27 protein-coding genes are annotated in these 26,868 nt (G+C 60.4%); 19 read left to right on the plus strand and 8 right to left on the minus strand.

Going from position 1 to position 26,868, the window contains the following annotated elements:
• Positions 1-319: 319 nt before the first annotated feature.
• Positions 320-688: a ribosome silencing factor gene (gene rsfS, locus ABM428_RS02730; protein ID WP_005851034.1), complete on the plus strand. Its 369-nt coding sequence runs from the start codon at positions 320-322 to the stop codon at positions 686-688.
• 21 nt (positions 689-709) lie between these two features.
• The gene (rlmH, locus tag ABM428_RS02735) at positions 710-1,180 is read left to right on the plus strand and encodes a 23S rRNA (pseudouridine(1915)-N(3))-methyltransferase RlmH (protein ID WP_009825853.1); all 471 of its coding nucleotides are present in this window, start codon (positions 710-712) and stop codon (positions 1,178-1,180) included.
• Between the two features lie 35 nt (positions 1,181-1,215).
• Here rlmH and ABM428_RS02740 read toward each other — a convergent pair whose 3' ends face one another.
• A complete protein-coding gene (locus tag ABM428_RS02740) occupies positions 1,216-1,572 on the minus strand; it encodes a hypothetical protein (protein WP_353628144.1) in 357 nt (118 codons plus the stop codon).
• A gap of 33 nt (positions 1,573-1,605) precedes the next feature.
• Positions 1,606-2,307, minus strand: a complete 702-nt coding sequence (locus ABM428_RS02745; protein ID WP_037944882.1) for a DUF599 domain-containing protein — start codon at positions 2,305-2,307, stop codon at positions 1,606-1,608.
• Between the two features lie 81 nt (positions 2,308-2,388).
• Between ABM428_RS02745 and ABM428_RS02750 the strand changes: the two genes are divergently transcribed.
• From ABM428_RS02750 to ABM428_RS02780, 7 genes are all read left to right on the plus strand, one after another.
• Entirely contained in the window at positions 2,389-3,837 is a 1,449-nt protein-coding gene (locus tag ABM428_RS02750) for an FAD-linked oxidase C-terminal domain-containing protein (protein ID WP_132997470.1), read from the plus strand.
• A 60-nt stretch (positions 3,838-3,897) separates the two neighbouring features.
• Complete coding sequence (locus ABM428_RS02755; RefSeq protein ID WP_353628145.1) at positions 3,898-5,016, plus strand: FAD-binding protein; 1,119 nt, start codon at positions 3,898-3,900, stop codon at positions 5,014-5,016.
• A complete protein-coding gene (locus ABM428_RS02760; RefSeq protein ID WP_348000709.1) occupies positions 5,013-5,378 on the plus strand; it encodes a hypothetical protein in 366 nt (121 codons plus the stop codon). The genes ABM428_RS02755 and ABM428_RS02760 overlap by 4 nt, the downstream gene beginning before the upstream one ends.
• 45 nt (positions 5,379-5,423) lie before the next feature.
• Complete coding sequence (gene glcF, locus ABM428_RS02765; RefSeq protein WP_353628146.1) at positions 5,424-6,815, plus strand: glycolate oxidase subunit GlcF; 1,392 nt, start codon at positions 5,424-5,426, stop codon at positions 6,813-6,815.
• 106 nt (positions 6,816-6,921) lie between these two features.
• On the plus strand, positions 6,922-7,710 hold the full coding sequence (locus tag ABM428_RS02770; RefSeq protein WP_037944884.1) for a serine protease: 789 nt from the start codon (positions 6,922-6,924) through the stop codon (positions 7,708-7,710).
• 157 nt (positions 7,711-7,867) lie between these two features.
• Positions 7,868-8,338 (plus strand): Hsp20 family protein, encoded by a 471-nt coding sequence (locus ABM428_RS02775; RefSeq protein WP_005851048.1) that lies wholly within the window; start codon positions 7,868-7,870, stop codon positions 8,336-8,338.
• Positions 8,339-8,478: 140 nt separating this feature from the next.
• A complete protein-coding gene (locus ABM428_RS02780) occupies positions 8,479-9,699 on the plus strand; it encodes a PLP-dependent aminotransferase family protein (RefSeq protein ID WP_353628147.1) in 1,221 nt (406 codons plus the stop codon).
• Positions 9,700-9,759: 60 nt separating this feature from the next.
• Here the strand turns inward: ABM428_RS02780 and ABM428_RS02785 are convergent, their stop codons facing one another.
• Positions 9,760-11,235, minus strand: coding sequence for an NAD-dependent succinate-semialdehyde dehydrogenase (locus ABM428_RS02785; RefSeq protein ID WP_037964723.1), 1,476 nt, complete (start codon positions 11,233-11,235; stop codon positions 9,760-9,762).
• 94 nt (positions 11,236-11,329) lie between these two features.
• Between ABM428_RS02785 and ABM428_RS02790 the strand changes: the two genes are divergently transcribed.
• The 5 genes from ABM428_RS02790 to ABM428_RS02810 all read left to right on the plus strand — a co-directional run bounded on the left by ABM428_RS02790 (position 11,330) and on the right by ABM428_RS02810 (position 15,709).
• The gene (locus tag ABM428_RS02790) at positions 11,330-12,121 is read left to right on the plus strand and encodes an alpha/beta hydrolase (protein WP_037943008.1); all 792 of its coding nucleotides are present in this window, start codon (positions 11,330-11,332) and stop codon (positions 12,119-12,121) included.
• A gap of 120 nt (positions 12,122-12,241) precedes the next feature.
• Entirely contained in the window at positions 12,242-13,465 is a 1,224-nt protein-coding gene (locus tag ABM428_RS02795) for an aminopeptidase P family protein (protein WP_009825862.1), read from the plus strand.
• 247 nt (positions 13,466-13,712) lie between these two features.
• Entirely contained in the window at positions 13,713-14,768 is a 1,056-nt protein-coding gene (locus ABM428_RS02800; protein WP_240790830.1) for a histidine kinase dimerization/phosphoacceptor domain -containing protein, read from the plus strand.
• Between the two features lie 35 nt (positions 14,769-14,803).
• The gene (locus ABM428_RS02805) at positions 14,804-15,070 is read left to right on the plus strand and encodes a hypothetical protein (RefSeq protein ID WP_132997478.1); all 267 of its coding nucleotides are present in this window, start codon (positions 14,804-14,806) and stop codon (positions 15,068-15,070) included.
• Positions 15,071-15,082: 12 nt separating this feature from the next.
• Positions 15,083-15,709 carry a DUF1523 family protein gene (locus tag ABM428_RS02810; protein ID WP_009825865.1) on the plus strand — a complete coding sequence of 209 codons (627 nt, stop codon included), beginning with the start codon at positions 15,083-15,085 and terminating at the stop codon, positions 15,707-15,709.
• A 54-nt stretch (positions 15,710-15,763) separates the two neighbouring features.
• Here ABM428_RS02810 and ABM428_RS02815 read toward each other — a convergent pair whose 3' ends face one another.
• Together ABM428_RS02815 and ABM428_RS02820 are read right to left on the minus strand one after the other, a co-directional pair.
• A complete protein-coding gene (locus ABM428_RS02815) occupies positions 15,764-16,144 on the minus strand; it encodes a histidine triad nucleotide-binding protein (protein ID WP_005851062.1) in 381 nt (126 codons plus the stop codon).
• Between the two features lie 9 nt (positions 16,145-16,153).
• On the minus strand, positions 16,154-17,731 hold the full coding sequence (locus ABM428_RS02820; RefSeq protein ID WP_132997479.1) for a DUF5928 domain-containing protein: 1,578 nt from the start codon (positions 17,729-17,731) through the stop codon (positions 16,154-16,156).
• A gap of 158 nt (positions 17,732-17,889) precedes the next feature.
• On the opposite strand from ABM428_RS02820, the gene ABM428_RS02825 reads away from it, so the two are divergent.
• From ABM428_RS02825 to ABM428_RS02840, 4 genes are all read left to right on the plus strand, one after another.
• Positions 17,890-18,708: a sulfotransferase family protein gene (locus ABM428_RS02825; RefSeq protein WP_037943017.1), complete on the plus strand. Its 819-nt coding sequence runs from the start codon at positions 17,890-17,892 to the stop codon at positions 18,706-18,708.
• 94 nt (positions 18,709-18,802) lie between these two features.
• A complete protein-coding gene (gene smpB / locus ABM428_RS02830; RefSeq protein WP_009825868.1) occupies positions 18,803-19,291 on the plus strand; it encodes an SsrA-binding protein SmpB in 489 nt (162 codons plus the stop codon).
• 143 nt (positions 19,292-19,434) lie between these two features.
• Entirely contained in the window at positions 19,435-20,289 is an 855-nt protein-coding gene (gene sseA, locus ABM428_RS02835) for a 3-mercaptopyruvate sulfurtransferase (protein WP_009825869.1), read from the plus strand.
• Positions 20,289-21,473: an amino acid aminotransferase gene (locus ABM428_RS02840; protein ID WP_064216295.1), complete on the plus strand. Its 1,185-nt coding sequence runs from the start codon at positions 20,289-20,291 to the stop codon at positions 21,471-21,473. The genes sseA and ABM428_RS02840 overlap by 1 nt, the downstream gene beginning before the upstream one ends.
• Positions 21,474-21,635: 162 nt before the next feature.
• Here ABM428_RS02840 and ABM428_RS02845 read toward each other — a convergent pair whose 3' ends face one another.
• Together ABM428_RS02845 and ABM428_RS02850 are read right to left on the minus strand one after the other, a co-directional pair.
• Positions 21,636-22,937 (minus strand): ammonium transporter, encoded by a 1,302-nt coding sequence (locus ABM428_RS02845; protein WP_005851078.1) that lies wholly within the window; start codon positions 22,935-22,937, stop codon positions 21,636-21,638.
• A gap of 25 nt (positions 22,938-22,962) precedes the next feature.
• Positions 22,963-23,301, minus strand: coding sequence for a P-II family nitrogen regulator (locus ABM428_RS02850; RefSeq protein ID WP_005851080.1), 339 nt, complete (start codon positions 23,299-23,301; stop codon positions 22,963-22,965).
• 256 nt (positions 23,302-23,557) lie between these two features.
• On the opposite strand from ABM428_RS02850, the gene ABM428_RS02855 reads away from it, so the two are divergent.
• Positions 23,558-25,729 carry a transglycosylase domain-containing protein gene (locus ABM428_RS02855; RefSeq protein ID WP_206338403.1) on the plus strand — a complete coding sequence of 724 codons (2,172 nt, stop codon included), beginning with the start codon at positions 23,558-23,560 and terminating at the stop codon, positions 25,727-25,729.
• Positions 25,730-25,865: 136 nt separating this feature from the next.
• On the opposite strand, the gene ABM428_RS02860 is transcribed toward ABM428_RS02855, so the two are convergent.
• Positions 25,866-26,720, minus strand: coding sequence for a YdiY family protein (locus ABM428_RS02860; protein WP_005851082.1), 855 nt, complete (start codon positions 26,718-26,720; stop codon positions 25,866-25,868).
• Positions 26,721-26,868 lie beyond the last annotated feature (148 nt).

Below are 26,868 nucleotides of genomic sequence, written 5' to 3' on the forward strand. Positions count from 1 at the left end.
TGGTCGTCGTACCCCCTGACAACGCCAGTGCCGTCAGTAAAAATGCACAGCGGACAAGAGTTTGCCCGTCAGGGCATGCCATTCTCTGGCCGCGTTACGGGCGGCCCGTCAAAGCGGTGGTGTTGCGGCTCTCAGAGGGCACCCGGCCAACGCGCGCCGGTAAATGCCGGTCATGGCCGCTTGTCATTGAAATTTCACTTCGGCGTGCCTATTCTAGGACATCCCCAGCGCCGGGGGACTGTCGGCGCGTCTAAAGGAGGACAATGTCCTGTCAACGCTTTCAAATGCAGTTCCGACTGCTACCCCGCAGGCAGCCCTGATGACTGCTGAACAAAACACAGCCACAAGCGACGCTCTGCTGGCTTCAATCCTTTCCCAACTTGACGACGACAAAGCCGAAGAAGTTGTGCAGATCGATCTGCGCGGCAAAACGGCGATCGGCGACTATATGGTTGTGTGCTCCGGCCGGTCTTCGCGTCAGGTTTCGGCAATTGCTGAAAAACTGGCCCAGATGGTCAAGGACGACTATGGCCGTTCGCCCAAAGTCGAAGGCAAGGAAACAGGTGACTGGGTGCTGATCGACACAGGCGATGTGATCGTTCACGTGTTCCGTCCGGAAGTCCGCGAATTCTACCAGCTGGAGAAGATGTGGATGACCACAGAAGCCCCAGCCGTGATGCCGCATTAAGCTGCCTTTCAGGCAGGGTTCATGCGTGTTCACATCTGTGCGGTCGGGCGTTTGCGCGCCGGACCGGAAAAAGACCTCATTGATGATTATCTGAATCGGTTCGATCGAACCGGTCGCGCGCTGGGCCTTGGGCCCGCGCGCGTGATCGAGGTTGAGGATAAGAAAAATGGCGGTATGCCCGCCGAAGCCGCGCTGTTGCGCCGTGCCATTCCTGCGGGGTCGTTGATCTGCGTGATGGACGAACGAGGAAAGGTCGAAACCTCACCGGATTTCGCCAACCGTCTAGGGGGCTGGCGCGATCAGGGGCGGGGGGATCTGTGCTTTGTCATCGGCGGCGCGGATGGCATCGACAAAGAGCTACGCCGGGAGGCGGATCATGCGCTGTCATTCGGCAAGATGGTCTGGCCGCACATGCTGGTGCGCGTCATGCTGGCAGAACAGTTGTATCGCGCCGCCTCGATCCTGTCGGGCGGCCCATACCACCGCGTATAAATCCGCCAGCTCTGGGGTCCGGCAGGGCCCAAACCTTACTTGATCTGGACCTTCTTGATCTCCTTCCCCCAACCGGACTGCGTATCGCGGGCCTGAATGCCGACCTCTGTCGTGCCTGCGGGCAGCTCAACGCCGGACAGGGAACGGGTTAGCGGTTGTTCGTCCACGTGGGGGTGGATCAAATCGCGGATCGCCAGCTGGTTGCCATCGGCATCCAGAATGCGCCACGCGTCCGAAAAGTGGTCCCAGCCGGTATCATTATGGCTGATTGTCACGTCGAATTTATAAAGGCCGCCCTCTTTCGACACGCGCACCGAGTTGATGGAGGTCGGGTCTGCCGCAGCGACCTGTGCTGCAACCAGCAGCGGAATGGAAAGGATCAATTTGTACATGAATACACCAATGTCTGAAAACAGACATATAGACTAGCCTTGCTCATTTTCCAATAGAATGCGCCGTGACAGTGACGTGAACTCGCGCCGCCAGATGATGATGACGGTGACCATGGCCGCTACGGTGAGGGGGATTGGGCCGACGATCCAGCCCAGACTGGCCAGCGCAAAATAAAGCGATCGCAACCCCCGATTGAAACTGCGCGCGGCGGTGATGTTGATCTCTGCCGCCTTGGACGCCAGCGGGGGTGCGCGGCGGTCCTCGGGGTCATTTGGGACGGCGGCCATGAGCACCGAACAATAGCCAAACAGCCGGTTTGACCAGACGAATTTCAGAAAACCGTTGGTCAGAAAGAACAGTGGCAGCAGCATTTTGAATTCCCACACCACGGTGGGCAGCTCGGTCAGGGCAAGGTCTTCGACCACCGTCGACAGACGCTCGCTGTTGCCCAAAAGCGCCAGTGTCCCGCCCAAAGCGATCATGCTGGTAGAGGCGAAGAAAGCCGTGCTTTGCCGCAGGGTGCTGATCATCTGCGAATCAAAGATACGCGGCTGGCGGGTGATCATCTGGGTCATCCATTCGCGCCGGTATTGCGCCATGATCAGCGACACAGAGGGTTTCGCGGGGTTCGGATGTTCGATGCGCCAGCCAATGGCCAGCCAGGCGCAAAAGATTATCGCCAAAGCGGCATAATCCAGCGGTTGAAACAGGGCGATGCGATCCATCCAAGTCATGCTAAGCTGCATACGCCGACGGGTTCTATGTTGCCAATGTCTTTAATTGGTCATATTATTTTACCAAACTGGAGGTTCGCCATGGAAATGCCCATTCCCAGCCAAGCCGTGATCGCGCGCAAGACGCGTGTGGTTGATCGGCTGCGTCAGGTTCTGCCGGCTGATGCTGTCATCTCGGATGAGCGTGAGACGCGGGCCTATGAATGTGACGCGCTGACCGCCTATAAATGTGCGCCGATGGTGGCGGTGTTGCCATATACCACACAGCAGGTGTCGGACGTGTTGCGCATCTGCCACGAAGAGGGCGTGCCCGTCGTGCCACGCGGGTCCGGTACATCGCTGGCGGGGGGCGCGCTGCCCACGGCGGACTGCGTGATCCTTGGCGTGGCGCGTATGAACGAGGTGATCGAAACCGATTACCCCAACCGCATCATCAAGGTGCAAACCGGGCGTACCAACCTGAGCGTCACAGGCGCGGTCGAGGAAGACGGTTTCTTTTACGCGCCCGACCCTTCAAGCCAGCTGGCCTGTGCCATCGCGGGCAATATCGCGATGAATTCGGGCGGGGCGCATTGTCTGAAATACGGGGTAACGACCAACAACCTCATGGGCGTTACGATGGTCTTGATGGATGGCGAGGTGATCGAGGTCGGCGGCGCGCATCTGGATGCGGGCGGGCTGGACCTGCTTGGGTTGATCTGCGGCTCTGAAGGGCAGCTGGGGGTCGTCACCGAAGCCACGCTGCGCATCCTGCACAAACCCGAAGGCGCGCGGCCCGTGTTGATCGGGTTCGACGATAACGAGGTCGCGGGGGAATGTGTCTCTGACATCATCAAGGCGGGTGTCTTGCCCGTCGCCATCGAATTCATGGACCGCCCCTGTATCGAAGCGACGGAGGCCTTCGCCAAGGCTGGTTATCCCATGTGCGAGGCATTGCTGATCATCGAGGTCGAAGGCTCCGACGCGGAGATTGACCACCAGTTGGGTCTGATTTCCGACATCGCGCAGCGGCACAATCCGGTGGAGCTGCGGCAATCCAAATCCGCAGAGGAAAGCGCCAAGATCTGGCTGGGTCGGAAATCGGCCTTTGGCGCGATGGGGCAGATCAACGACTACATGTGTCTGGATGGCACCATCCCTGTGTCCTCGCTGCCCTTCGTGCTCAAACGTATCAAGGAACTCAGCGATCAGTTCGGGCTGAAGGTCGGCAATGTGTTCCATGCAGGCGACGGCAATATGCACCCGTTGATCCTGTTTGATGCCAACAAACCGGGCGATCTGGAGCTTTGCGAGGCATTCGGGGCCGAGATCCTCAAGCTCTGCGTCGAAGTGGGCGGCTGTCTGACCGGCGAACATGGCGTCGGGATTGAGAAACGCGATCTGATGCATGTGCAATACGCCCCCGACGATCTGGAGGCGCAGATGGCGGTGAAGGATGTGTTCGACCCCGCATGGCTGCTGAACCCCGCCAAGGTCTTTCCGCTGGACGCGTCAGAGACACGCCGCGCCGTGGCGCTGGCGGCGGAATAATCCGCGCCTGATTAACTGCTGATCTTCAACAGATGACACGCACGACGAAGGAGCCGAGATATGGCCATCACATCCGAAGAGGCACTGGTCGAAGCGGTCAAAGGTGCCGCTGGCCCGATCTCGGTTCAGGGGGGCGGCACGCGCGGCCTGCCCGCGACAGGTCAGATCATGCGCGTCGCGGGGCTGCAGGGGATCACGCTGTATGAACCCGGTGCGCTGACGCTGGTCGCGAAACCCGGCACCCCCGTGGCCGAGATCGAAGAGGCGCTGGCCGCCGAAAACCAGCGTCTCGCGTTCGAACCGATGGACCATCGCGGGTTGTTGGGCACCAGCGGCACGCCGACGATCGGTGGGGTGATGGCAGGTAATATCAGCGGGCCGCGGCGGATCTCGGTCGGGGCGGCGCGGGACTTTCTGCTGGGGGTGCGCTTTGTCGACGGGCGCGGTGCCGTGGTCAAGAACGGCGGGCGCGTGATGAAGAATGTCACCGGCTATGATCTGGTCAAGCTGATGGCGGGGTCTTACGGCACTTTGGGTGTGCTGAGCGAGGTGTCGATGAAGGTGCTGCCACGCCCTGAAACGCAGGCGACCTTGGTGCTGCACGGGCTGGACGATGCGGCCGCTGTGGCCGCGATGGCCCGCGCCCTTGGCAGCCCGTTCGAGGTGACAGGTGCCGCCCATGACCCTGCCACCCGCAAAACCGCACTGCGCATCGAAGGGTTCGAGGCATCGGTCAGCTACCGTCTGAGCCAGCTTCAATCGTTGCTCGCCGGCGCGGGGGCAGAGATTGAGCAACGCGACGCAGCGGCGACGCAGGCGCTTTGGTCCGGCATCCGTGATGTGGCGGCGTTTCACGACGGGCAGGGTGATGTGTGGCGCGTGTCGTGCAAACCCTCTGACGCGCCGGGGATCGCGGCGCGGTCGGGGGCAGAGCGCTGGACCTATGACTGGGCGGGCGGGCTGATCTCGCTGCGCAGCGCCGCGGGCCATGATCTGCGCGCGGCCATCGGGCCGATGGATGGGCATGCAACGCTGGTGCGGGCCGATGCGCAGACCAAGGCGCGCTTGGGCGTGTTCCACCCCGAACCCGCCGGTGTGGCGCGGCTGACAGCGGCCCTGCGGGCGCAGTTCGACCCCAAGGGCATCTTCAACGCGGGCCAGCTGGACCGTGCGGCATGACCTTGCTTGCGGTCTTCCTTGTCGTCTTTATCGGCGGGCCGTTGGTGTTCCGCCTCTTGACCCGTGGCAAGCCTGACCGGCGCAGCCTGCGTGCGCTGGTGCTCTTGGCTTTTCTCTGTGCCGTGGCGGGGATGGCGATACGCTATGGCGTGGCGCAGTATTGGGGCGAAAACCTGCTGGCGTCGATGGGGGCGATTGCCTGTATCTGGCTGGGCTGGATCGCCGTTCTGGCCTTTGTCGCGCAGGTGTTGCGCCGCGCCTATCCCGGCCCCGTTACGCAGCGCTGGACCAATGTGCTGGGGATCTTGGCCACCACGCTGCCCTGGTTCGGCCTGATCTGGGCCAGCACCGTCGCCGCTTAACTCTTTACCTCGTCAGGGTCTCGTGCCCGCAACGCCGGAGCTTTCATGCAAACCACATTCACCGCAGAACAGTTGAAAAACCCCGCGACGGCGCGCAGCAACGAGATCCTGCGCGCCTGTGTGCATTGCGGCTTTTGCACCGCCACATGCCCCACGTATCAGGTGTTGGGTGACGAATTGGATAGCCCGCGCGGGCGTATCTATCTGATCAAGGACATGCTCGAAAACGACCGCGATCCGGATGAAAAGACGGTCAAACACATCGACCGCTGCCTGTCCTGTCTGGCGTGTATGACGACCTGCCCCTCGGGCGTGCATTATATGCATCTGGTGGATCACGCCCGCGATTACATCGAAAAACGCTACAAACGGCCCTTCAGCGACCGTGCCCTGCGGTGGATTCTGGCGCGTATCCTGCCCTATCCGGCGCGGTTCCGGTTGGCACTTCTGGGGGCGAAGATCGGGCGGCCCTTCGCGCGGTTGATGCCCGACGCGCGATTGCGTGCGATGATCGAAATGGCCCCCACGACGATCCCGCCGGTCAGCCGCAACGATGACCCGCAAAGCTTCCCCGCGCAGGGGGCACCGCGCAAACGGGTGGCGCTGATGACGGGCTGTGCGCAAAAGGCGCTGAACACCGACATCAACGACGCCACCATCCGCCTGCTGACACGGCAGGGCTGCGAGGTGGTCGTGGCAGAGGGCGCGGGCTGCTGTGGGGCGCTGACCCATCACATGGGCAAAACCAGCGAAAGCCACGCCACCGCGGCGCGCAACATCAAGGCATGGTGCGCCGAGATGGACGGGCAGGGGCTGGACGCCATCGTCATCAACACCTCGGGCTGTGGCACCACGGTGAAAGACTACGGCCATATGTTCCGGAATGACCCGCTGGCGGCAGATGCGGCGCGGGTGTCGGCGATCGCCAAGGATGTGTCCGAGGTGCTGCACGATCTTGCGGGAGACGCAGACCCAGACGCCATGCCCAACCCCGCCAAGGGGGATATCGCGGGCATCGACGCGCCAAAGGCCCCCACGCCCGCCCATCACGGCCTGACGGTGGCCTATCATGCCGCTTGTTCCTTGCAACACGGCCAGCAGATCAAAAGCTACCCCAAGGATTTGCTGAAACGCGCAGGCTTTACCGTGGTCGAGCCTGCGGATTCACACCTGTGCTGCGGGTCGGCGGGGACGTATAACCTGATGCAGCCCGAAATCTCTAAGCAATTGAAAGACCGCAAGGTCAAAACCCTGCAGGCCAAGAGCCCCGATGTGATCGCGGCGGGCAATATCGGCTGCATGATGCAGATCGGATCGGCGGCGGGCGTGCCCGTGGTGCACACGGTAGAGTTGCTGGATTGGGCGTCGGGTGGGCCGAAGCCTCCGGCGTTGTCGCAAGAAAAAGGCACAAACTTGCAGATTCCTCGCCTCCGCTAAGGGTTTCGCCGCATTTTCGCCTTATCTCGCGGCTAGGAGAGGCTAAAGACCAGATCTCACCGAAGTAGGAGCGATATCCGTGCGCCGTTGGGTAGCCATCTCTATCATGTGCCTGACCGTCGCGACGGCTGGGCTTGCTCAGGATGCGCGGTTGCGCAGGCTGGACACGGGGGTGGATGCCGGCGCGTGGGAGGCCGTGGGCCGTCTGGATATCGGCGGTAAGGGGTTTTGCACCGGCGCGTTGATCGCGCCCCGTTTGGTGCTGACGGCGGCGCATTGTCTGTACGACAGGGAAAGCAAGCAGCGCATTGATCATGGCGAGGTAGAATTCCTTGCCGGTTGGCGCAACGGGCGGGCGGGGGCCTATCGCAATGTGCGCCGTGCGGTGGTGCATCCTGACTATGTCTACGACGGCGTCGTATCCTCGGACCGTGTGCGCAACGATTTGGCCCTGCTCGAACTCGATCGGCCGATCCGCAATACCACGATCAAACCCTTCGACACCGCCCGCCGTCCGCGCCGCGGCGACCAGTTGGGGGTGGTGAGCTATGCCAAGGACCGGTCAGAGGCACCGTCCCTGCAAGAGGTTTGCAGCGTGCTGGCCCGCCAAGAAGGCGTGCTGGTGACCACATGCTCCGTCGATTTCGGGGCCAGTGGTGCGCCGATCTTTACCTTTGAAAACGGGGTGCCGCAGATCGTGTCTGTCGTGTCCGCCAAGGCCCATGTCGAGGACAAGGAAGTGTCCCTTGGTACCGCGCTTGGTGCGCCGCTGGCGCGGCTTCAGGCGGATCTGGTGGCGGGCAAGGGTGTTTTCCAAGGCGGAGGTGTTGTTAGCAAGCGCATCACGTCAGAGGATCGCCGCCGCACCACCGGCGCGAAATTCGTCAAACCCTGACCTTGTCATCAGGGGTGATTTTGTCCCCTTGAAACGCGATTTATCCATCCCCACATGCATGTCACCGGAACGCCTGTTGAGGGTTCCGGCAGACAACCCAAGGTCTGTCCATGGTGGAAGGCCTGAATGATTATCGCTCAAACGAGGATGAATACCTATGCGTAGTTTTGATTTTGCACCGCTGCACCGTTCGACTGTCGGCTTTGACCAGATTGCCAATCTGATGGATCGCGTGATGGCCAACGACGCACCGCAGCCAAGCTATCCCCCTTACAACATCGAAAAACTGGACGATGATTCCTATCGTATCAGCATCGCCGTCGCCGGCTTTACCGAAGGCGACCTGAGCGTTGAAGTCCGTGAAAAATCGCTGATCGTCTCGGCGCGCAAAGCTGATGAAGATACGGACAAGACCTATCTGCATCGTGGCATCGCGACCCGCGCGTTCGAACGCCGCTTCCATCTGGCGGATCACGTGCAAGTGACCGGCGCGGCCCATGCCGACGGTATGCTGCACATCGATCTGGAACGTCAGGTGCCCGAAGCGCTTAAACCGCGCCAGATCCAGATCGCACGTGCGCCAAAGGCGATTGAAAAGGATGTGGTTGACGCGAATACCGTCAACTAAGCGACACCTCTGTGACAGACGAAGCCCGGTGCATTTGCGCCGGGCTTTTTTATGCGCGCATGGGGGGCTAGGTCACAGTTGTTGACTTAAAATAGCGCAATGGGCACAGTGCCCCGATCCAGTCGGGGGAGGAACGCCGGATGTCACTGCAGGAAATATTTGCCACACGCGCCAATCGCATGAAGGCGTCGGAAATTCGCGAGCTGCTCAAGCTGTTGGACCAGCCGGATATCATCTCTTTCGCCGGTGGTATTCCTGACCCTGATCTGTTTCCAAAAGCGGCGTTTCAGGACGCTTTTGCCGAGGCGCTGAACGGGCCGATGGCGGCGCAGGGGTTGCAGTATTCCACCAGCGAGGGGCACAAACCTTTGCGCGTCTGGATTGCCGCGCAGATGCAGGCGATCGGTATTCCGGCGACGCCGGACAACATCCTGATCACCTCGGGCTCGCAGCAGGCGCTGGATTATCTGGGCAAGCTGTTCCTGTCGCCGGGGGATACCGCGCTGGTGGGCTGGCCGACCTACCTGGGGGCCTTGGGCGCCTTTAACGCCTACGAGCCGCGCTACGACAAGCTGGACCCGCTGAGCAACCGCAGTGGTGCGGATTATACCGCCGCCGCGAAAGAGGCAGGCGGCGCGGCCAAATTCGCCTATCTTTCCGTTGATTTTGCCAATCCGACAGGGGCCACCGTCAGCCGCGCCGCGCGCGAGCGGGTGATTGATCTGGCCGAGGAAATGGACATTGCCGTGATCGAAGACGCGGCCTATCAGTCGCTGCGCTTTGACGGCGACGCGATCCCGCCGATCCTCGCGCTTGAGGCCGAACGCCGGAACGGTGATCTGGAAGTCTGTCGGACGATCTATTGCGGCAGCTTTTCGAAAACACTGTCGCCCGGGCTGCGTGTGGGCTGGGTCTGCGCCGCGATGCCGGTGATCTCGCAACTTGTGTTGATGAAACAGGCGGCGGATCTGCACAGTGCCACATTGAACCAGATTGCCGTGGCCTCGGTCGCGGAGCAGCATTTCGACAGCCACATCGACACGATCCGAAGCGCCTACCGTGCCCGTCGCGATACTATGCTGGAAGCGCTGCAGGCGCATATGCCCGATGGGGTGAGCTGGACCAAACCCGAAGGCGGCATGTTCATCTGGGTGACACTGCCCGACACGCTGGACGGGGCCGATCTGCTGAAACAATCGCTGGAAAGCGAACGGGTCGCCTTTGTACCGGGGCACGCGTTTTTCGCGGACGGGTCGGGGCGCAATACGTTGCGGCTCAGCTACTCCACCTCGACCGAAGGCAAGATCGCGGAAGGGATCGCGCGCTTGGGCCAGTTGATCACCCGCGCGCTGAACGGCTGATACGAAAACGGGCGGCAGGATGATCCCGCCGCCCGTTTCTAATCCCGGATGATCCGCAGGTCAGACCGACATGCAGATGTATTTCATCTCAAGGTAATCCTCGATCCCGTGGTGGCTGCCTTCGCGGCCCAGACCGGACTGCTTGACGCCGCCAAACGGCGCGACCTCGGTCGAGATGATGCCGGTGTTCACGCCCACGATGCCATATTCCAGCGCCTCTGCGACCTTGTACACGCGGCTCAGGTCTTTGGCGTAGAAGTAGGACGCAAGACCAAAGATCGTGTCATTGGCCATCTCGATCACATCGTCTTCGTTATCGAACTTGAACAGCGGGGCGAGCGGGCCGAAGGTTTCCTCTTTCGAGACTTTCATATCCTGCGTCACACCGGTGATGATGGTCGGCGCGAGGAAGTTGCCCTCCATCTTCTCTTCTTTGCTGCCCAGCAGGATTTCGGCACCTTTCGACACCGCGTCCTCGACATGTTCTTTCACCTTCTCGGAGGCATCGCCGTTGATCAGCGGCCCCAGCTCTACGCCGTCTTCAAAGCCGTCGCCGACCTTCATCTTTTCGACGCGGGCTTTCAGCTTTTCAGCGAAGGCGTCATAAACACCGGCCTGCACGTAGATGCGGTTCGCGCAAACACAGGTCTGGCCGTTGTTGCGGAACTTGCACAGGATCGCGCCTTCGACGGCGGCGTCCAGATCGGCGTCGTCAAAGACGATGAACGGCGCGTTGCCCCCCAGCTCCATCGAGCATTTCATGACCTGATCGGCAGCCTGTTTCAGCAGGATGCGGCCCACTTCGGTTGATCCGGTAAAGGTCAGTTTGCGCACGGCGGGGTTTTCGCAGAACTCCTTGCCCACGGCAGAGGAGGACGACGACGGCAGCACGTTGAACACGCCTGCGGGGATGCCCGCGCGTTCGGCCAGCACACCCATCACGATTGCCGACAGCGGTGTTTCCGCAGCGGGGCGCGCCACAAAGGCGCAGCCAGCGGCCAGCGCGGGCGCGGCCTTGCGGGTGATCATCGCGTTGGGGAAGTTCCAGGGCGTGATCGACGCGGCCACGCCGATGGGCTGCTTGATCACGGTGATCCGCTTGTCGCGCTGGTGGCCGGGGATGGTCTCGCCGTAGACGCGCTTGGCCTCTTCGCCGAAGAATTCGATAAAGGACGCGCCATAGGCGATTTCGCCTTTGGCCTCGCCCAGAGGCTTGCCCTGTTCAGCGGTCAGGATGGCCCCCAGATCGTCTTGGTTTTCCATCATCAGGTCGAACCATTTGCGCATGACGCCGGCCCGCTCCTTGCCGGTCCAGCTGGCCCATTCCTTCTGTGCCTTTTCCGCCTGGGCGATGGCACCGGCCACCTGCGCACGGCTGAGGTTGGCGACCTTGGCAATCACATCGCCGCGGGCGGGGTTCACTACATCAAAGGTGCCATCGTCGCCATCCACCCATTCGCCACCAATATAGGCGCGGGTCTCTAGCAGGCTTGGATCCTTGAGCATTGATTTCAGGTCAGTCTTTGCGTCAGTCATTTTGATCTCTCCGCTTTTGTCTGTGGTTACCCAAAGCAACAAACGCTATGATTGTCTAGTTCCAGTTCGTATCGGGACGCTGACGGAGGACCACATGCAGCTAGACGACGCCTATGCCAACGCCGCTTATATCGATAACGCAGAGGCATATCCGCCCCGCTGGAAAGACGCCGCAGCGGCATTCCGCAAGAAGCTGGGGTTTCGTGCGCAAAAGAATATCTCTTACGGGCCGACCGACCGCGAAATCTATGACCTGTTTGAACCCGAAGGCGTGTCGCGGGGCACGGTGATCTTTGTCCACGGTGGCTATTGGAAAGCGTTTGCTCCTGCCGATTGGTCCCATCTGGCGGCTGGCCCCCTGGCGCGCGGCTATGCGGTTGCGATGGTCGGCTATGACCTGTGCCCCGATGTGCGGATCAGCCAGATCACCGGACAAGTCGCTCGCGCCATTTCCGAGATCGCCAAACGCACCCAAGGTGCGCTGGCGCTTGTCGGCCATTCCGCGGGTGGGCAGCAGGTTGCCCGCATGACCGACCCGCTGATCCTGTCCGGCGATGTCCGCGACCGGATCGAGAATATCGTTTCCATCTCGCCCGTGGCAGACCTGATGCCGCTGTTGCAGACCTCTATGAACGACATTCTTCAGCTGGACGAAGCCGAAGCGACGGCGGAAAGCCCCGTGAACATGACGCCGCCCCATGGGGTGAACGTCACGATCTGGGTCGGGGCCGATGAGCGCCCCGCCTTTCTGGAGCAGGCCGAACAATTCTCGCGCGTGTGGGGGGCCAAGCAGTTCGTCGTCGAGGGGCGGCACCACTTTGACATTATCGACCTGCTGGAAGACCCCGACAGCGATATGGTGAAAGCGCTGCTTGGCATAAAGTGAGCCTTGATCGGGCCGCGCAAATCGGCGAGACAGGGGGCGGGTTGGGACGATGGCGTCGTCCTGCATTTCACGGCCCTTGCGTCCTGCACGCCGGGACCTTTCTGAGAAGGAGGGTCTGATATGACCAATACATCCAAAACCGCCCGTCCCGATATGTACCGTTTCCATAACGGCACAAAGTCTCCGCTGCCGTTTGACACCGCTGAATACGAAGCGCGTCTGGAAGAGCTGCGCGAACGGATGGATGCAGCCGGTGCGACGGCGGCGGTCTTCACGTCGATGCACAATATCGCCTATTATTCGGGCTTTCTGTATTGCGCCTTTGGTCGCCCCTATGGGCTGGTGGTGACCGAGACAGACTGTGTGACGATTTCCGCAGGCATCGACGCCGGTCAGCCGTGGCGCCGCAGCTTCTGCGACAACATCACCTATACCGACTGGCAGCGCGACAATTACTGGCGCGCCGTCGCCTCGGTTACGGGCAAGGGCGCGGTGATCGGCTATGAGGGGGATCACCTGACGCTAATGCAGCGCGACAAGCTGGAAGATTTCCTTGAGCCGGTGGTGATGATCGACCTTTTCGAGACGACCATGCGCCAGCGGATGCACAAGTCTCCGGCAGAGATTGCGTTGATCCGTCAGGCCGCTCAGGTTGCTGATGTAGGCGGTTATGCGATCCGCGATGCGGTCAAGATCGGCGCGCGCGAGATCGACATCGCAATGGCAGGCCGCGATGCGATGGAGCTTGAAATCGCCAAGCGGTTCCCCGACGCCGAATACCGCGACACCTGGGTGTGGTTCCAGTCCGGCATCAACACCGATGGTGCGCATAATCCGGTCACTGCCCGGCAGCTGGAGCGCGGCGATATCCTGTCGCTGAACACCTTCCCGATGATCTCGGCCTATTACGTGGCGCTGGAACGCACCATGTTCGCCGGAGAGGTGGACCCCGCAAGCCTGAAAATCTGGGAGGCAAATGTCGCTGCCCATGAATACGGGATGAGCCTGCTGAAGCCCGGTGTCAGCTGCGCCGATGTCACCCACAAGATCAACGCCTTCCTCGAAGAGCGTGACCTGCTGCAATACCGCACCTTTGGCTATGGTCATTCGTTCGGCGTGCTGTCGCATTTCTATGGCCGCGAAGCAGGGCTGGAGCTGCGCGAGGACATCGACACGGTGCTTGAACCCGGCATGGTCATCTCGATGGAGCCGATGCTGACCCTTCCCGAAGGTCAACCCGGCGCGGGCGGCTACCGCGAACATGATATTCTCGTGATCACAGAAGACGGTAACGACAATATCACCGGCTATCCTTATGGCCCTGATTTCAACGTCGTAGGCTGATTGCGCTGCCCCCCATTACGGGGGGCAAACGCCCTTTTTGCGGTTGGGGGTGACCGCGAGTACAAACAGGGAATATGGCTTGACGTACCCTGTCACGTCGATATCTTGACGCATCGCTGTCGCGGGATGGGGGTGTCAGGCCATATCCGTGCCTATCGTCTGCATCCTTAGTCTTGGTTAAAAGTGCTTTCCGCACGCTGTTTCGTGAGTGTTCCCGATGAAAGCATCTTTGATAGAACAAGAAGAAATGCGCCTCGCGTTGCTGCGGGGATATAATATTCTGGATACCGCCCCCGAAGAAGGGTTCGACGACATCACGCGCCTCGCGGCAGAGATTTGCGAGGTGCCGATCGCGCTGATCTCTTTGGTGGATGAAGACCGCCAGTGGTTCAAATCCAAGGTCGGGCTTGAAATTGACGGTAGCGACATCACCGACAGTATTTGCGCCCATGCCATCGCGGGCGATGACTACCTGGAGGTGAACGACACCACCGCCGATCCGCGCACCGCTGACAATAATTTCGTCACCGGCGAGGATTCGATCCGGTTCTATGCCGGTGCCTTGCTGGAGGATGACAAGAATCTGCCGCTCGGGACGCTCTGCGTGCTGGATAAGAAACCGCATCAGCTGAATGATTTTCAGCGTCGCGCGCTCAAGGTGCTGGCGGGGCAGGCGATGCGGCAGATCGAGCTGCGCAAGGCCCTAGCCGATGCCGAGGTGCTGCGCAAAGAGGTCGACCACCGCGTGAAAAACTCGCTCCAGTCCCTAGAGGCATTGATCCGCATCCAGATCCGCAGCGAAAAATCCCCCGAAGCCCGCGCCGCGCTGGACACCATTCAGGGCCGCCTGTCGACCATCAGCAGCCTGCATGAAGCGTTGTACCTGACTGAAACCGGTGCCGCGGTGGATATCGCAGCCTTCCTGAAGAAGGTCGCCCATTCCACCAGTGAACAATTGCCCGACGGGGTGCAGGTGAACATAGAGGTTGATCAGGCGCATCTGTCGTCCCGCTCTGCGTCATCCGTGGGGATGATCGTGAACGAGGCGATGACCAACGCTGCGAAATACGCCTACGAGGGCCGCAAGCGCGGGACACTCGACCTGCGCGGCGAGCGCAAGGGCGGCTTCTACCACCTCAGCTGCATTGACGACGGCCCCGGTATTCCCAAAGATCGGACCACGGGCACGGGGCTCGGCATGCGCATCCTGCTTGCCGCCGCGCAGCAATTGGGCGGAGAGCTGGAAACCCCAGAGCGTGAAAGCGGCGGCGAGATCAAGATCGTCTGGCCCGTCACCGACTGACACCCGGCCCGGGACACAAGAGAGGCGCAGGGATTATGCTGGCTTTGTTAAGGTTGATCGTCATCGGGTTCGTCGTTCTAACGATCATCTATATCGCCCTGTCGATCTATTCGCGTCGGGTACGGCGCGGCAAGCTCTACCAGAAGTGGGAGGACGGGCCGCGTCTTGTGGATCGCGACATTTTCGTGCAACGAGGGCTCAAACGATATGACGGGTCGATCCGTCGCAAGCTGATCCTTGGGGTCTATATTGTCCCGGTGGGGCTGGTCATCCTGACCGTCTACCTCACCAACTTTAACTAAGGGGTAACGCCGATGGCGATCATCAAATGGACCTTCTGGGGTGTGATCTGGCTGATCATTGCCGCGTTCTTTCACTATACGCTGCCTCAGGTCGATATCGTGCGGATCACCGACACCTATGAAAAGCGCATCGACTTTGGCGAGAACTCGATCTTCTGGTCGCATGCGGATGTGGGCAACAGCACCGCCTTGGGCAACCGCGATGTTTTCTTCATCCAGACGCGTCGGGCCAAAGGCGACGTCATGGTTTACCGCAACGAGGATACCGGCTGGGGCTGGCCGCCGTATTTCAAGTTCGACACGACCAACCTGCAAGCCGAGGCATCTGATCTGAAGTCCGCCGCCGGTACGCCGCAGTATGTCGCGGTCAAGCATTACGGCTGGCGCAACGAGTTCCTGTCGATCTTCCCCAACGCGGTGTCCGTGCGCGTGGTGGACGGGCCGGATGCCAGCAAGGGAATCCCGTTCCTGAATATCATTATCCTGACCCTGTTTGCCGCGGTGGTCTATGCGATCTGGGTCCGCTGGCGTCGGTTCAAACGCGCGCGCATCGATCCGACGTTAGAGCGGCTGGAAGATGACATCGCCGAAAAGCAGGGCCGTTTCGCGCGCTGGCGGGCGGGTCGTAAGAACAAATAAGCGCGGCGCAAGATCACGCCGCGCCTTTTGCGCACTGATTGATGTCCTGACGGGTTAGCTGGGGCGCGCCACCATGCGCCCCATGGGCCGACCGCCCAGAATATGCACATGCAGGTGCGGGACTTCCTGAACCCCATGCGCGCCAGCATTGGCGATCATACGAAACCCTTCGCCCGCGTCCAATGTGACACCTTCGGCTTTGCAGACTTCCGAGATGGCGCGTACATAGCCGACGATTTCGGCATCGCTTGCCTCTGCCGCGAAGTGGTCAAAGCTGATGTAGGGGCCCTTGGGGATCACCAGCACATGCGTCGGCGCTTGGGGTTCGATATCGCGAAAGGCAAGCGCGTGGTCGGATTCATATACCGTGTTGTTCGGGATTTCGCCGCGCAGGATTTTGGCAAAGATGTTCTGGTCGTCGTAGCTGTAAGCCATGGAATGTCCTTAATCGGTGAAAAGATAATGTGTGTCGGCAATGGGCTGCGCCTGTTCCGGAGAGATGCGCAGGAAAGCGGCCAGCGCCTCGGCATTGTCCTGCGCCGAGGCTGTTTCGCGCATCCGGGCGTAGTTTTCAAACTGCGCGTCGCGGATGCGGTCGGATTCAAGGGTCAGGTCGTTCCGGATGGTGGGCAGCAGCCGTTCCAGCGTGTCAGCCGAGGTGCGTTCGCCCGCCAGCCCCACGCGCATGGCATGGCCGATCAGGTAGTCATCCGAGAACTGGCATTCGATCTCGAGAACCCGTGTCATCGACCGGTCAGAGGCAAAGTCGTTCAGCAGGTCGATATCGCCGGGGTCCATGCAGACGATCAGCCGGTCGGCCTCGTAATAGTCGAACAGCATCCGCATCAGGGACCGCCGGTGGCGGGTGCGCTTGCCCAAACTGTTCTGGATGCCGCCAAGATCGGGCAGGGGGGTGTCCTGTTCGCTGAAAAGATATTCGATCGCGGGCAGGTTGGTGACCTGACGCATCTGCTCTAGCACGCGTTTGGCGACATGCCACTTTTTGCACACGACAATCAGCAGCTCGCGCTCGCGCCCCAGCGTGCTCTCCGTCTCCCAGAAACGGGTAGAGAACCGCCGCCCGATCCGGCCCCGACCGGTCAGGAACTTGAACAGGTTGCGCCCTTCGTTGCTGATCTGCAGTTCGACATCCTTGGCCGAATAAAGCAACCCCAACCGGCGCTTGAGGTCCGTCGCCTCGCTGCTGATCTTGCGTGCGAACAGATAGTCTTGGGCCAGCAGCAGATCGTAGTGGTCGTTATAGAAGGTCACCGGCATGCCGTAGTCGGTAAACATCAGGAACGTCAGCGTGCGCGCACGAATTTCATTGTCGGGCACGATATGGCGCACGATGGTCTGAAAAAACGTCTCGTCCGGAATCCAGGTGGTCCTGAAAAACCGCATCACGTCTTTGCGCTTGCGGGTGAAGGCCATCACCGCCTCTATGGTCTGGCGGCGCAGGCACCACCACTGGCTGCCGATCTGGATTTGCAGGTCCGCAGGAATGTCGCGCGTCCGACCAAGGCGTTTCTGCAACTCGAACATGCCGTAGAACCGCTTTTTCTGTGTGCGCTCGTTGAACCAGTGACGGTAGATCAGCCGCTCTTCCTTCCAGCCGGTCTTGATCCAGTCGCTTTCGAAGTAGTCAAAACTTTCGATAAAATCGACGTCGTTATCATCAAGGTAGTCGTGGATGTATTCGGCGGATTTGATTGCCATGCAATCGCCCGACAGCATGTAGAAGTGTGTGGCACGCGGAAAGGCATCAATCGCGCTTTCGACGGCGTTCAGCGTCGCCTGTACCAGCGACCATTCTCCCCAACCGCAGCGGATGCGTTTGCTTGCGAAGGTCACATTGGGGTTCTTGCCAAGCGCTTGGGTGATCTGTGCGAAATCGGTCGGGCTGGCCGAGGCGTCAAAGTGGATCGACATGTAGTCGCCAGACGCCGTCAATCTCTCCGCCTGCTTGATGATTGCAACGGGGTCTTTGTGACACAAAAGGATATAGGCAATTCTGGCCATCGCGAAACACGCATCCCCTCTGCTCTGGACGAGTTTGTTAGATAAAGGCGAACAGCGATTGAATAAACCGCGAATATTTGCTTTTTCTATATTTCAGGCCATTCTGTCGCCATAAATGGCAGCATAAGTGCGAAAAAATTTAGGAGGCAGAGCCGATTATGGGTTTCCCAGGGACATGGATGACAGAAAGCGAAAGCGTGGTCTACCGCGTGGTGCCCAAATGCGCCTGTTCGACGATCGGGCAGATCATGTTCTATTCGGACCATGGAGAATTCTTTGACGGCGACATCCATGACGCGAAATCGGGCATGCACAAATGGGCGCATGACGACTCTCAGCCGTTGATCACGCGCAATGTGGAAAACCACAAATCCTACGCCTTCACCTGCGTGCGCAATCCATATACCCGCATCCTCAGCTCTTTCTTCGACAAGATCTGCGGCATCCAGCGCAATGGCCGGCGGTATCGCGGCAATCTGGTGCCGCTGCTCGTGCAGAAATACGGGATCGAGGTCGGCGGCGATGACGGCAAGCAAGAGTTTGACCAGATCGCCAGCTTCCGCCGTTTCCTGCTGTTTGCCCGCGACACCATCCGCTGGCGTCGCCCGATGGACCCGGACATCCACTGGTCCGCGCAATCGGGGCATGTCAGCACGTTCATCGTGAACGGCGGCACCTATGACAAGATCATCTGGACAGAGAAGTTCAACGACGGCATGCAAAGCGTGCTGGATGCCATCGACACGCCCCATGCGGTGAACCTGTCCGACATTCCGCGGTTTAACGAATCCGAAGGCCACGGCCCCAAGCGCGCCCATCCGGTAGAGGATTACTTCGACGATCTGTCGATGCATCTGATGCGCGAGATCTTCAAAAAGGATTTCGAGCTGTTCAAATACGATTTCGACAATCCGGCAAACAAGATGCCCACGGGCGAGATCGACCTTGCCGAGGTGCACGCCAAACTGGGCGACTAAGCGGGCAGGGTCGGCGCGCCCCGCCTGACGGTCCATGCGGTTATGCCCGCTGCGGCATCTTGCGCGCAGGGCCGCAACGCCCTACATCCTTGGCATGTCACAGGTTAAATCATCTTCCAAATCCGACCCGAACTACAAGGTCATCGCCGAAAACCGCCGCGCACGGTTCGATTACGCGATCGACGATGATGTCGAATGCGGCATCATCCTTGAAGGGTCCGAGGTCAAATCCCTGCGCAACGGCGGTGCCAATATCGCCGAAAGCTATGCCGCCGTGGAAGATGGCGAGCTGTGGTTGGTGAACTCCTACGTCGCGCCTTACACGCAGGCCAAGACCTTCACCCACGAGGAACGCCGTCGCCGCAAGCTCTTGGTGTCCAAGAAGGAACTGTCGAACCTGTGGAATGAAACCCAACGCAAAGGCATGACGCTGGTCCCGATGGTGATGTATTTCAATCACCGTGGCATGGCCAAGATCAAGATCGGCATCGCCAAGGGTAAAAAGCTGCACGATAAACGGGAAACCGCCGCCAAGCGCGACTGGTCCCGCCAAAAGCAGCGTCTGCTGAAAGACCACGGCTGACGCCCCGTCCCGCTCTCGGGGTCTGAACGGAACACAATATGCCCATTTCCGGCCTGTGCTGCATGTGCACAGTCGCGGGCTCTTGCTTGCGGGGGCCGTCGCGGGTAGGCATTGAAAAACCTGTTCTAAAAGGGGGTGGACCCATGGCTGACAACCCGAAAACGCTTGTTTCAACCGATTGGCTGGCGCAGCACCTCAAGGATCCCGACCTGCGTCTGCTGGACGCGTCATGGTATCTGCCCGATGCGGGACGCGACCCCAAAGCCGAATATAATCAGGCGCATATCCCCGGCGCCCGCTTTTTCGACATCGACGAAATCTCTGATGGGCGGTCGGATATGCCGCATATGGCCCCGCCTGCTGAAAAGTTCATGTCGCGGATGCGCGCTATGGGTGTGGGCGACGGGCATCAGGTGGTTGTCTATGACGGGGCCGGCTTGCTGTCGGCCGCGCGTGTGTGGTGGCTGTTCCGTCTGATGGGGCAGGAAAATGTCGCCGTGCTGGATGGGGGCCTGCCCAAATGGGTCGCCGAAGGTCGCCCCACCGAAGACATGCCCCCGATCCCCCGCGACCGCCACATGACCGTGCGTTTCCAAAACCAATTGGTGCGTGATGTGACGCAGGTCGCTCAGGCGTCCAAGCTCAAGGCACCGCAGATCGTTGATGCCCGCGCAGCGGCCCGCTTTCGCGGCGACGCGCCCGAACCCCGCGAAGGCCTGCGCGCTGGCCACATCCCCGGGTCGCGCAACCTGCCCTACACAGAGCTGTTGAACGACGACAAAACACTGAAATCCGTAGCCGAGACCAAAGCGGCTTTTGAAGCGGCAGGCATTGACCTGTCGCACCCTGTGATCACGACCTGCGGGTCCGGCATCACCGCGGCGATACTCGCGCTGGCACTGGAACGGATGGGCCATACCGATTGGTCCCTTTACGATGGATCTTGGGCAGAATGGGGGATGTTCCCCACCGTGCCCGTTGCGACCGGAGACGCATAATGTTCGAAACCCTACAGGCGCAGCCCGCCGATAAAATCCTTGCCTTGATGCAGATGTACAAGGATGACCCCCGCGAGACCAAGATCGACCTTGGCGTGGGCGTGTACAAGGATGCCACGGGGCTGACGCCCGTCATGCGCGCGGTCAAGGCGGCTGAGCACCAACTGTGGGAAGCCCAGACCAGCAAGGCCTATACCGGTTTGGCGGGCGACCCTGCCTTTGGCGATGCGATGGTGCAGATGGTGCTTGGCGATGCGGTCCCCCGCGCACAGGTCGCCGCCGCCGCGACCCCGGGCGGGACCGGCGCGATCCGTCAGGCGTTCGAGCTGATCCAGATGGCCCGCCCGCAGGCGCGGGTGTTTGTGTCGAACCCGACATGGCCGAACCATCTGTCGATCCTGAAATATCTGGGGATGGAGATGGTCCCCTACCGCTATTTCGACGATGAAACCCGTGGCGTTGATTTTGACGGCATGATCGCCGACCTCAAGACCGCGCAAAAAGGCGATGTGGTCCTGCTGCACGGCTGCTGCCACAACCCGACAGGGGCCAACCTGAACGCCGCCGAATGGGACGCGGTGATCAAAGTGTTGCAAGACACCGGTGCCACCCCGATGATCGATATCGCCTACCAGGGCTTTGGCGACGGGCTTGACGCGGATGCGGCGGCCACGCGCAAGGTCGCGGCGGCGGTGCCTGAATGTCTGATCGCGGCAAGCTGCTCCAAGAACTTCGGGATTTACCGCGAACGCACCGGGATCCTGATGGCGCTGTCGGCAGACACCTCGGCGCAAAAGCTGAACCAGGGCACGCTGGCCTTTCTCAACCGTCAGAACTTCAGCTTCCCGCCCGATCACGGGGCCCGCATCGTCACCACCATCCTGAACGATGACGCCTTGCGCAGCGACTGGATGGCCGAGCTCGAAGACATCCGCAACACCATGCTGGGCCTGCGCAGCCAGCTCGCGGGCGAACTTCAGCGTCTCTCCGGCTCTGACCGTTTTGGATTCCTTGCCGAACACCGCGGCATGTTCTCGCGCCTCGGAACCTCGTCTGACATGGTCGACAAGCTGCGCGAAGACCACGGCATCTATATGGTGGGTGACAGCCGCATGAACATCGCGGGGCTGAACGCCGAAACCGTGCCGATCCTCGCCAAGGCGATCATCGAGGTCGGCATCTAACCCGCCGCTTCACCCTTTCAAAAATACTCAAACCGCCGCGCTGGCATCTGGCGCGGCGGTTTTGTTTGGGCGCATTGCCAGTCCTGCCCAGCATAACACGCGCGCAGCAAAAAGCCCGGGCGCGAACGCCCGGGCCTCTGCCTGCCTGCAGGAGTTTAGACCTTAGCTCTTGGAGAACTCAGGGTAGGCTTCCATGCCCAGTTCGGACACGTCCAGACCAGCGATCTCGGCTTCTTCGCTGACGCGGATGCCGGTGGTGGCTTTCAGGATCATCCAGACAATCAGCGACACGATGAAGACAAAGGCACCGATTGAGGCAAAGCCGATGATCTGTGTCACAAAGGATGTGCCGTCGGTGTAGACGGGAACAACCAGCGTGCCCCAGAAGCCTGCGATCAGGTGAACCGGGATCGCACCGACCACGTCATCGATCTTGAGCTTGTCGAGGAAGGGCACCGCGAAGACCACGATCGCACCGCCCACAGCACCGATCCAAAGCGCACCGAAGAGCGTCGGGTCAAGCGGGCCAGCTGTGATAGAGACCAGACCGGCCAGCGCGCCGTTCAGCACCATTGTCAGGTCGGGCTTTTTGTACAGCATCTGGGTCAGGACCAGCGCGGCGATGGCACCGGCAGCAGCAGCCATGTTGGTGTTGGCAAAGATCTGCGCAACAGCATCAGCGTCGATCATCGACCCCATGGCCAATTGCGAGCCGCCGTTGAAGCCGAACCAACCCAGCCACAGGATGAACGTGCCCAAAGTGGCGAGCGGCAGGTTCGAACCCTGCATCGGGATCACACGACCGTCTTTGTATTTGCCGATACGGGGGCCAAGCACCAGCGCACCTGCCAGAGCCGCAAAGCCGCCCGCGGCGTGGACCAGAGTGGAACCCGCAAAGTCGCTGAAGCCCGCGTCAGACAACCAGCCTGCGCCCCACTGCCAGCTTGCTTCGATCGGATAGATAAAGCCGGTCAGCACGATGGTGAAGATCAGGAAGGGCCACAGTTTGATACGCTCGGCCAATGTGCCCGAAACGATGGATGCGGTGGTCGCGCAGAACATCAACTGGAAGAAGAAATCCGACGCGTTGGAATAGCCGCCCGCGTCAATCGCCGTCTTGATGTCCTTGGTTGCAAAAGTGCCGAACACGCCGGGGATGATCCACGCGTCGCCGGGGTACATGATGTTATAGCCGACCAGCCAGTAGAGAATGGCGGCCAGTGCGAAAAGCGCGATGTTCTTGGTCAGCTGGGTGGTCACGTTCTTGGACCGCACCAGACCGGCTTCGAGCATGGCAAAACCCGCTGCCATCCAGAACACCAGAAAGCCGCCGATCAGGAACAGGATCGTGTTGAAAATGAAAGCAGTGTCAGCCGCGGTTGCATACTCGGCCTCCTGCGCGAAACCCAAGGACGGCAGCAGCGTCGCTGCGGCGGCAAGGGGAATAAGAAGTCGTGATGTCATGTCGTCAATTCCTCGGACGTGGGGGTCAGATGGCGTCTTCGCCGGTTTCGCCGGTGCGCACGCGCACGGCTTGTTCAACGTCGAGGACAAAGATTTTGCCGTCGCCGATCTTGCCGGTATGTGCGGTGCGGGTGATCGTCTCGACCATCTGGTCGGCCAGCGCATCTGCGACCACCAGTTCAAGCTTCACCTTGGGTACGAAGTTCACGACATATTCAGCGCCGCGGTAGATTTCGGTATGGCCGGATTGGGCACCGAAGCCCTTGATCTCGGTCACCATCAGGCCACGCACGCCCGCTTCGGTCAGTGCTTCGCGCACCTCCTCGAGCTTGAATGGCTTGATTGTTGCGATAATGAGTTTCACCTATAATCCCTCTTCCAGATGGCAGGTACTTCCTGCGTTATGCCTTGGATAAAAGAGCGGCCGGTGCCCCTTGAAGGAAGGGTGCATCGCGCTTAGTGCCTCTCTGGGTAGGCGTGTTTGCCTGATTATTGGGCGCTGTGGGAAGAGTGCTTAATTATTGGGCATTAATTAGACGGCGCAGCGGGGCGTCTGCGCTAAACAAACCGCGCTGTGCAGGATAGAGTGCGAAAAAAAAGAATGGTTCAGCGAGCAGCATATGAGTGATTCATCCAAACGGAAGCGGCCCTTGGTTGCCGATAAACGCACCGCGGGCAAAGGCGGCAAACCGCCCCGCAAGCCGGTCGCGAAAAAGGCCCCGGCCAAGCGCAAGCCGGCACGTCGTGCGCCTGCGCGCCCCAAGGGGCCTATTGGCTGGCTGGCCGCGCTGGTGCGGTGGGTCTTCCGTTTGATCTGGACGATCGTCTGGCGGGTGACTGCCGTTGCGGTGCTGATGGTTGCGTTGGCCGTCGGCTATTTCTACACCACGCTGCCGCCGCTCGAGGCGCTGCTGGATGGGCGCGCGCGAGGGTCTGTCACGCTCAAGGATCGCTATGGTGATGTCTTTGCATGGCGCGGGGATCAGTTCGGCGGCGTCGTCACCGCAGACAGCGTATCCCCCGCTCTGAAGAACGCGGTGATCGCGACAGAGGACAAACGCTTCTATCGTCACTTTGGTGTCAGCCCGCGCGGCATCGCTTCGGCGGTCAAGATCAACCTGAGCGAGGGTCGCGGACCCTTGTCCGGTCACGGTGGTTCGACGATCACGCAGCAGGTGGCCAAGCTGCTGTGTCTGGGTGAACCCTATGATGCGTCGTCGGGGCAGACGGAAAAGGAATACGAAGCCGAATGTCGCCGGTCCTCGCTGTCGCGCAAGGGCAAGGAAGCCCTGTTCTCCATGGCGATGGAAGCGAAGTATTCCAAGGATGATATCCTGTCGATCTACCTCAACCGCGCCTATATGGGCGGCGGTGCCTTTGGGGCCGAAGCCGCGTCGCAGCGTTTCTTTGGCAAACCGGCCGCCGCGTTGAAGCCTGCCGAGGGCGCGATGCTGGCGGGTCTGTTGACCGCACCGACCACGCTGTCACCGACCAATAATCTTGATCGGTCGCAAAGCCGTGCGGCAACCGTGATCCGCCTGATGGAGGATCAGGGCTATCTGTCAAAAGCCGAAGCGGATAACGCCATTGCCAACCCCGCCGAGCTGTCAGAAGCCGCAGAGGCCGAGGCGGGTGGCTATTTCGCGGATTGGGTGATGTCGTCGGGGCCGGAGTTCTTTACCCGCAACACGACCGAGGATGTGGTGATCAAGACCACCCTTGACCAAAAGATCCAGCGCGCCGCCGAGGAAGGTCTGAGCTGGGTGTTCGAAAACAAGGTCCGCGAAGGCTCCAAAGCGCAGGCGGCTGTGGTGATCATGTCTGCTGACGGGGCCGTGCGTGGCATGGTCGGTGGGCGCAAGACCAAGGTCGCGGGGGCCTTTAACCGCGCGACACAAGCGATGCGTCAGACCGGCTCTGCCTTCAAACCGTTTATCTATGCAGCGGCGCTGGATCTGGGGTATTCGCCCAACGATCTGATTGAAGATGCGCCCTATTGTCTGAACGTGCCCGGGTCGGGCCAATGGTGCCCGAAGAACTATACCAACAGCTTCAAGGGCAATGTGACGCTCACCACCGCGCTCAAGGATTCGTTGAACATTCCGGCGGTCAAAGTCTCGGAGAGTGTCGGGCGCGATGTGGTCAGCCAGGTGGCCGAGCAGTTCGGCATCAAAAGTGATCTGGCCGTCGGTCCGGCGCTGGCTCTTGGGGCGTCCGAAAGCACGTTGCTTGAAATGACAGGTGCCTATGCCGGCATCCTGAACGGCGGGTCATCCGTTAAACCCTATGGGCTGATTGATCTGACGTTGCAGGGCGACACTGATCCGGTAATGGGCACCGGCGGCGGTATCGGCGAGCGGGTCATTCAGGAAGATGCCGCGCTGCAACTGGTCTATATGATGGAAAAGGTCGTGTCCGAAGGCACGGGGCAGCGGGCGCAATTTGGTGGCCGTGAGCTGGCCGGTAAAACGGGCACGACACAGGCCAACCGCGACGCGTGGTTCATCGGTTTTTCCGCCGACTACGTGGCCGGTGTCTGGATGGGCTATGACGACAACACGCCGTTGACCGGTGTATCGGGGGGCGGGTTGCCCACCGAGATCTGGCAGCAGGTCATGATGCGCGTTCACGAAGGGCTGCCGAATACGCCGCTGCCGATGATCGTGCCGGAACCGCCAGTGGTGCAAGCCCCGCCGCAGCCTCAGCAACCGGCGCAGCCGCAGCGGGTACCGCGTCAGGACAACCCACTGGGCGTCATCGACAGGGTGCTGCGCGATATCTTTGGCGGGTAAAGGCCCTGCCTCTGCCGCAGCACAGCGCTTCGGAAACGAAAGAAGGGAGGCCGGATTATTCCGGCCTCCCTTCCTTTTGTCGCATCCCCGAGAGCGGTACGAGGAGACCCGCCCCCGTGGGGTTTGACGGTCTGGCTTAGAAGCCCAGAACCAGCGACACACCCAGGGTGTTGTCAGTGGATTTCAGGCCCGCAACCGGATCGGTGTTGTAGTCGGTACGGTAGCTTACGCGTGTCGACAGGTTGTCGGACATCTTGTAGTTGATGCCAGCGTCGTTCGACACGATGGTGTTCACGTCAGAGCCAACAATGTCGGTGTCCATGGTGAAGGATACGATGTCGTTGAACGCGTAGAAGTAGCGCGACGAGGCGATGAAGCCGACTTCGGTTTCGGAGGTGCCGGTTGCGTCTTTAAAGTAGCGTACACCGGGGCCCGCTTGAACGCGCCATGTGTTGTCTTCTTTATTGATCGCGCGGTAACCCGGACCAAAGCCCAAGAATGCGTCTGTTTCGGAACCGTCAACGGCTGCACCGGATGTGTCGGTCAGGTAACCGTCATATTGGTAACGGGCCAGGCCGAACGCATAGAACTCGGGCGTGAAGTAGCGGCTACCTTCATAGGTACCAAAGAACTTCTCTTCGCTCTTGGTGCCGTTTGCTTCGCCGTATTCTACCGCAAAACCAACCAGGTGGTTCCAGTCGCCGACACCGTATGTCAGGCGGCCAGCGCCCGATACTTCGCCGTTGTCTGTGTTGCCGCTGGTGCCCGATGCGGACAGGGCGAAAGACCCGCGCCAACCTTGGGCAACGCCATTGGCGCCATAACGTTCTGCGTCGGTGCCGCGGGCCAGGTCGGTGTTCACGTCATCGGTGATGTCGTCGATCTGGTCGTTCAGCGTTTCAATGCCAAGCGCACGTTGCTGCGCGAAAACGGGAGCAGCAGCCAAGAGTGCGATTACGGAAACCGCGGACGCTTTAAGTACTGTATTCATTGGGGAATCCTTTCCCTTAGAAGTGACCCGCCTCGTTGGTTGAGGCGAGAGCATCTCTGCTGAGAATGGATTTAAGACAGGGGGTCAGATAAGTGAAATTCGAATAAATCGTGCATGAAGCAAGTATTACTCGTGTTAACTGCCCTTG

It is taken from the genome of Sulfitobacter sp. TCYB15 (assembly GCF_040435955.1).
In the GTDB taxonomy this organism is placed as follows: domain Bacteria; phylum Pseudomonadota; class Alphaproteobacteria; order Rhodobacterales; family Rhodobacteraceae; genus Sulfitobacter; species Sulfitobacter pontiacus.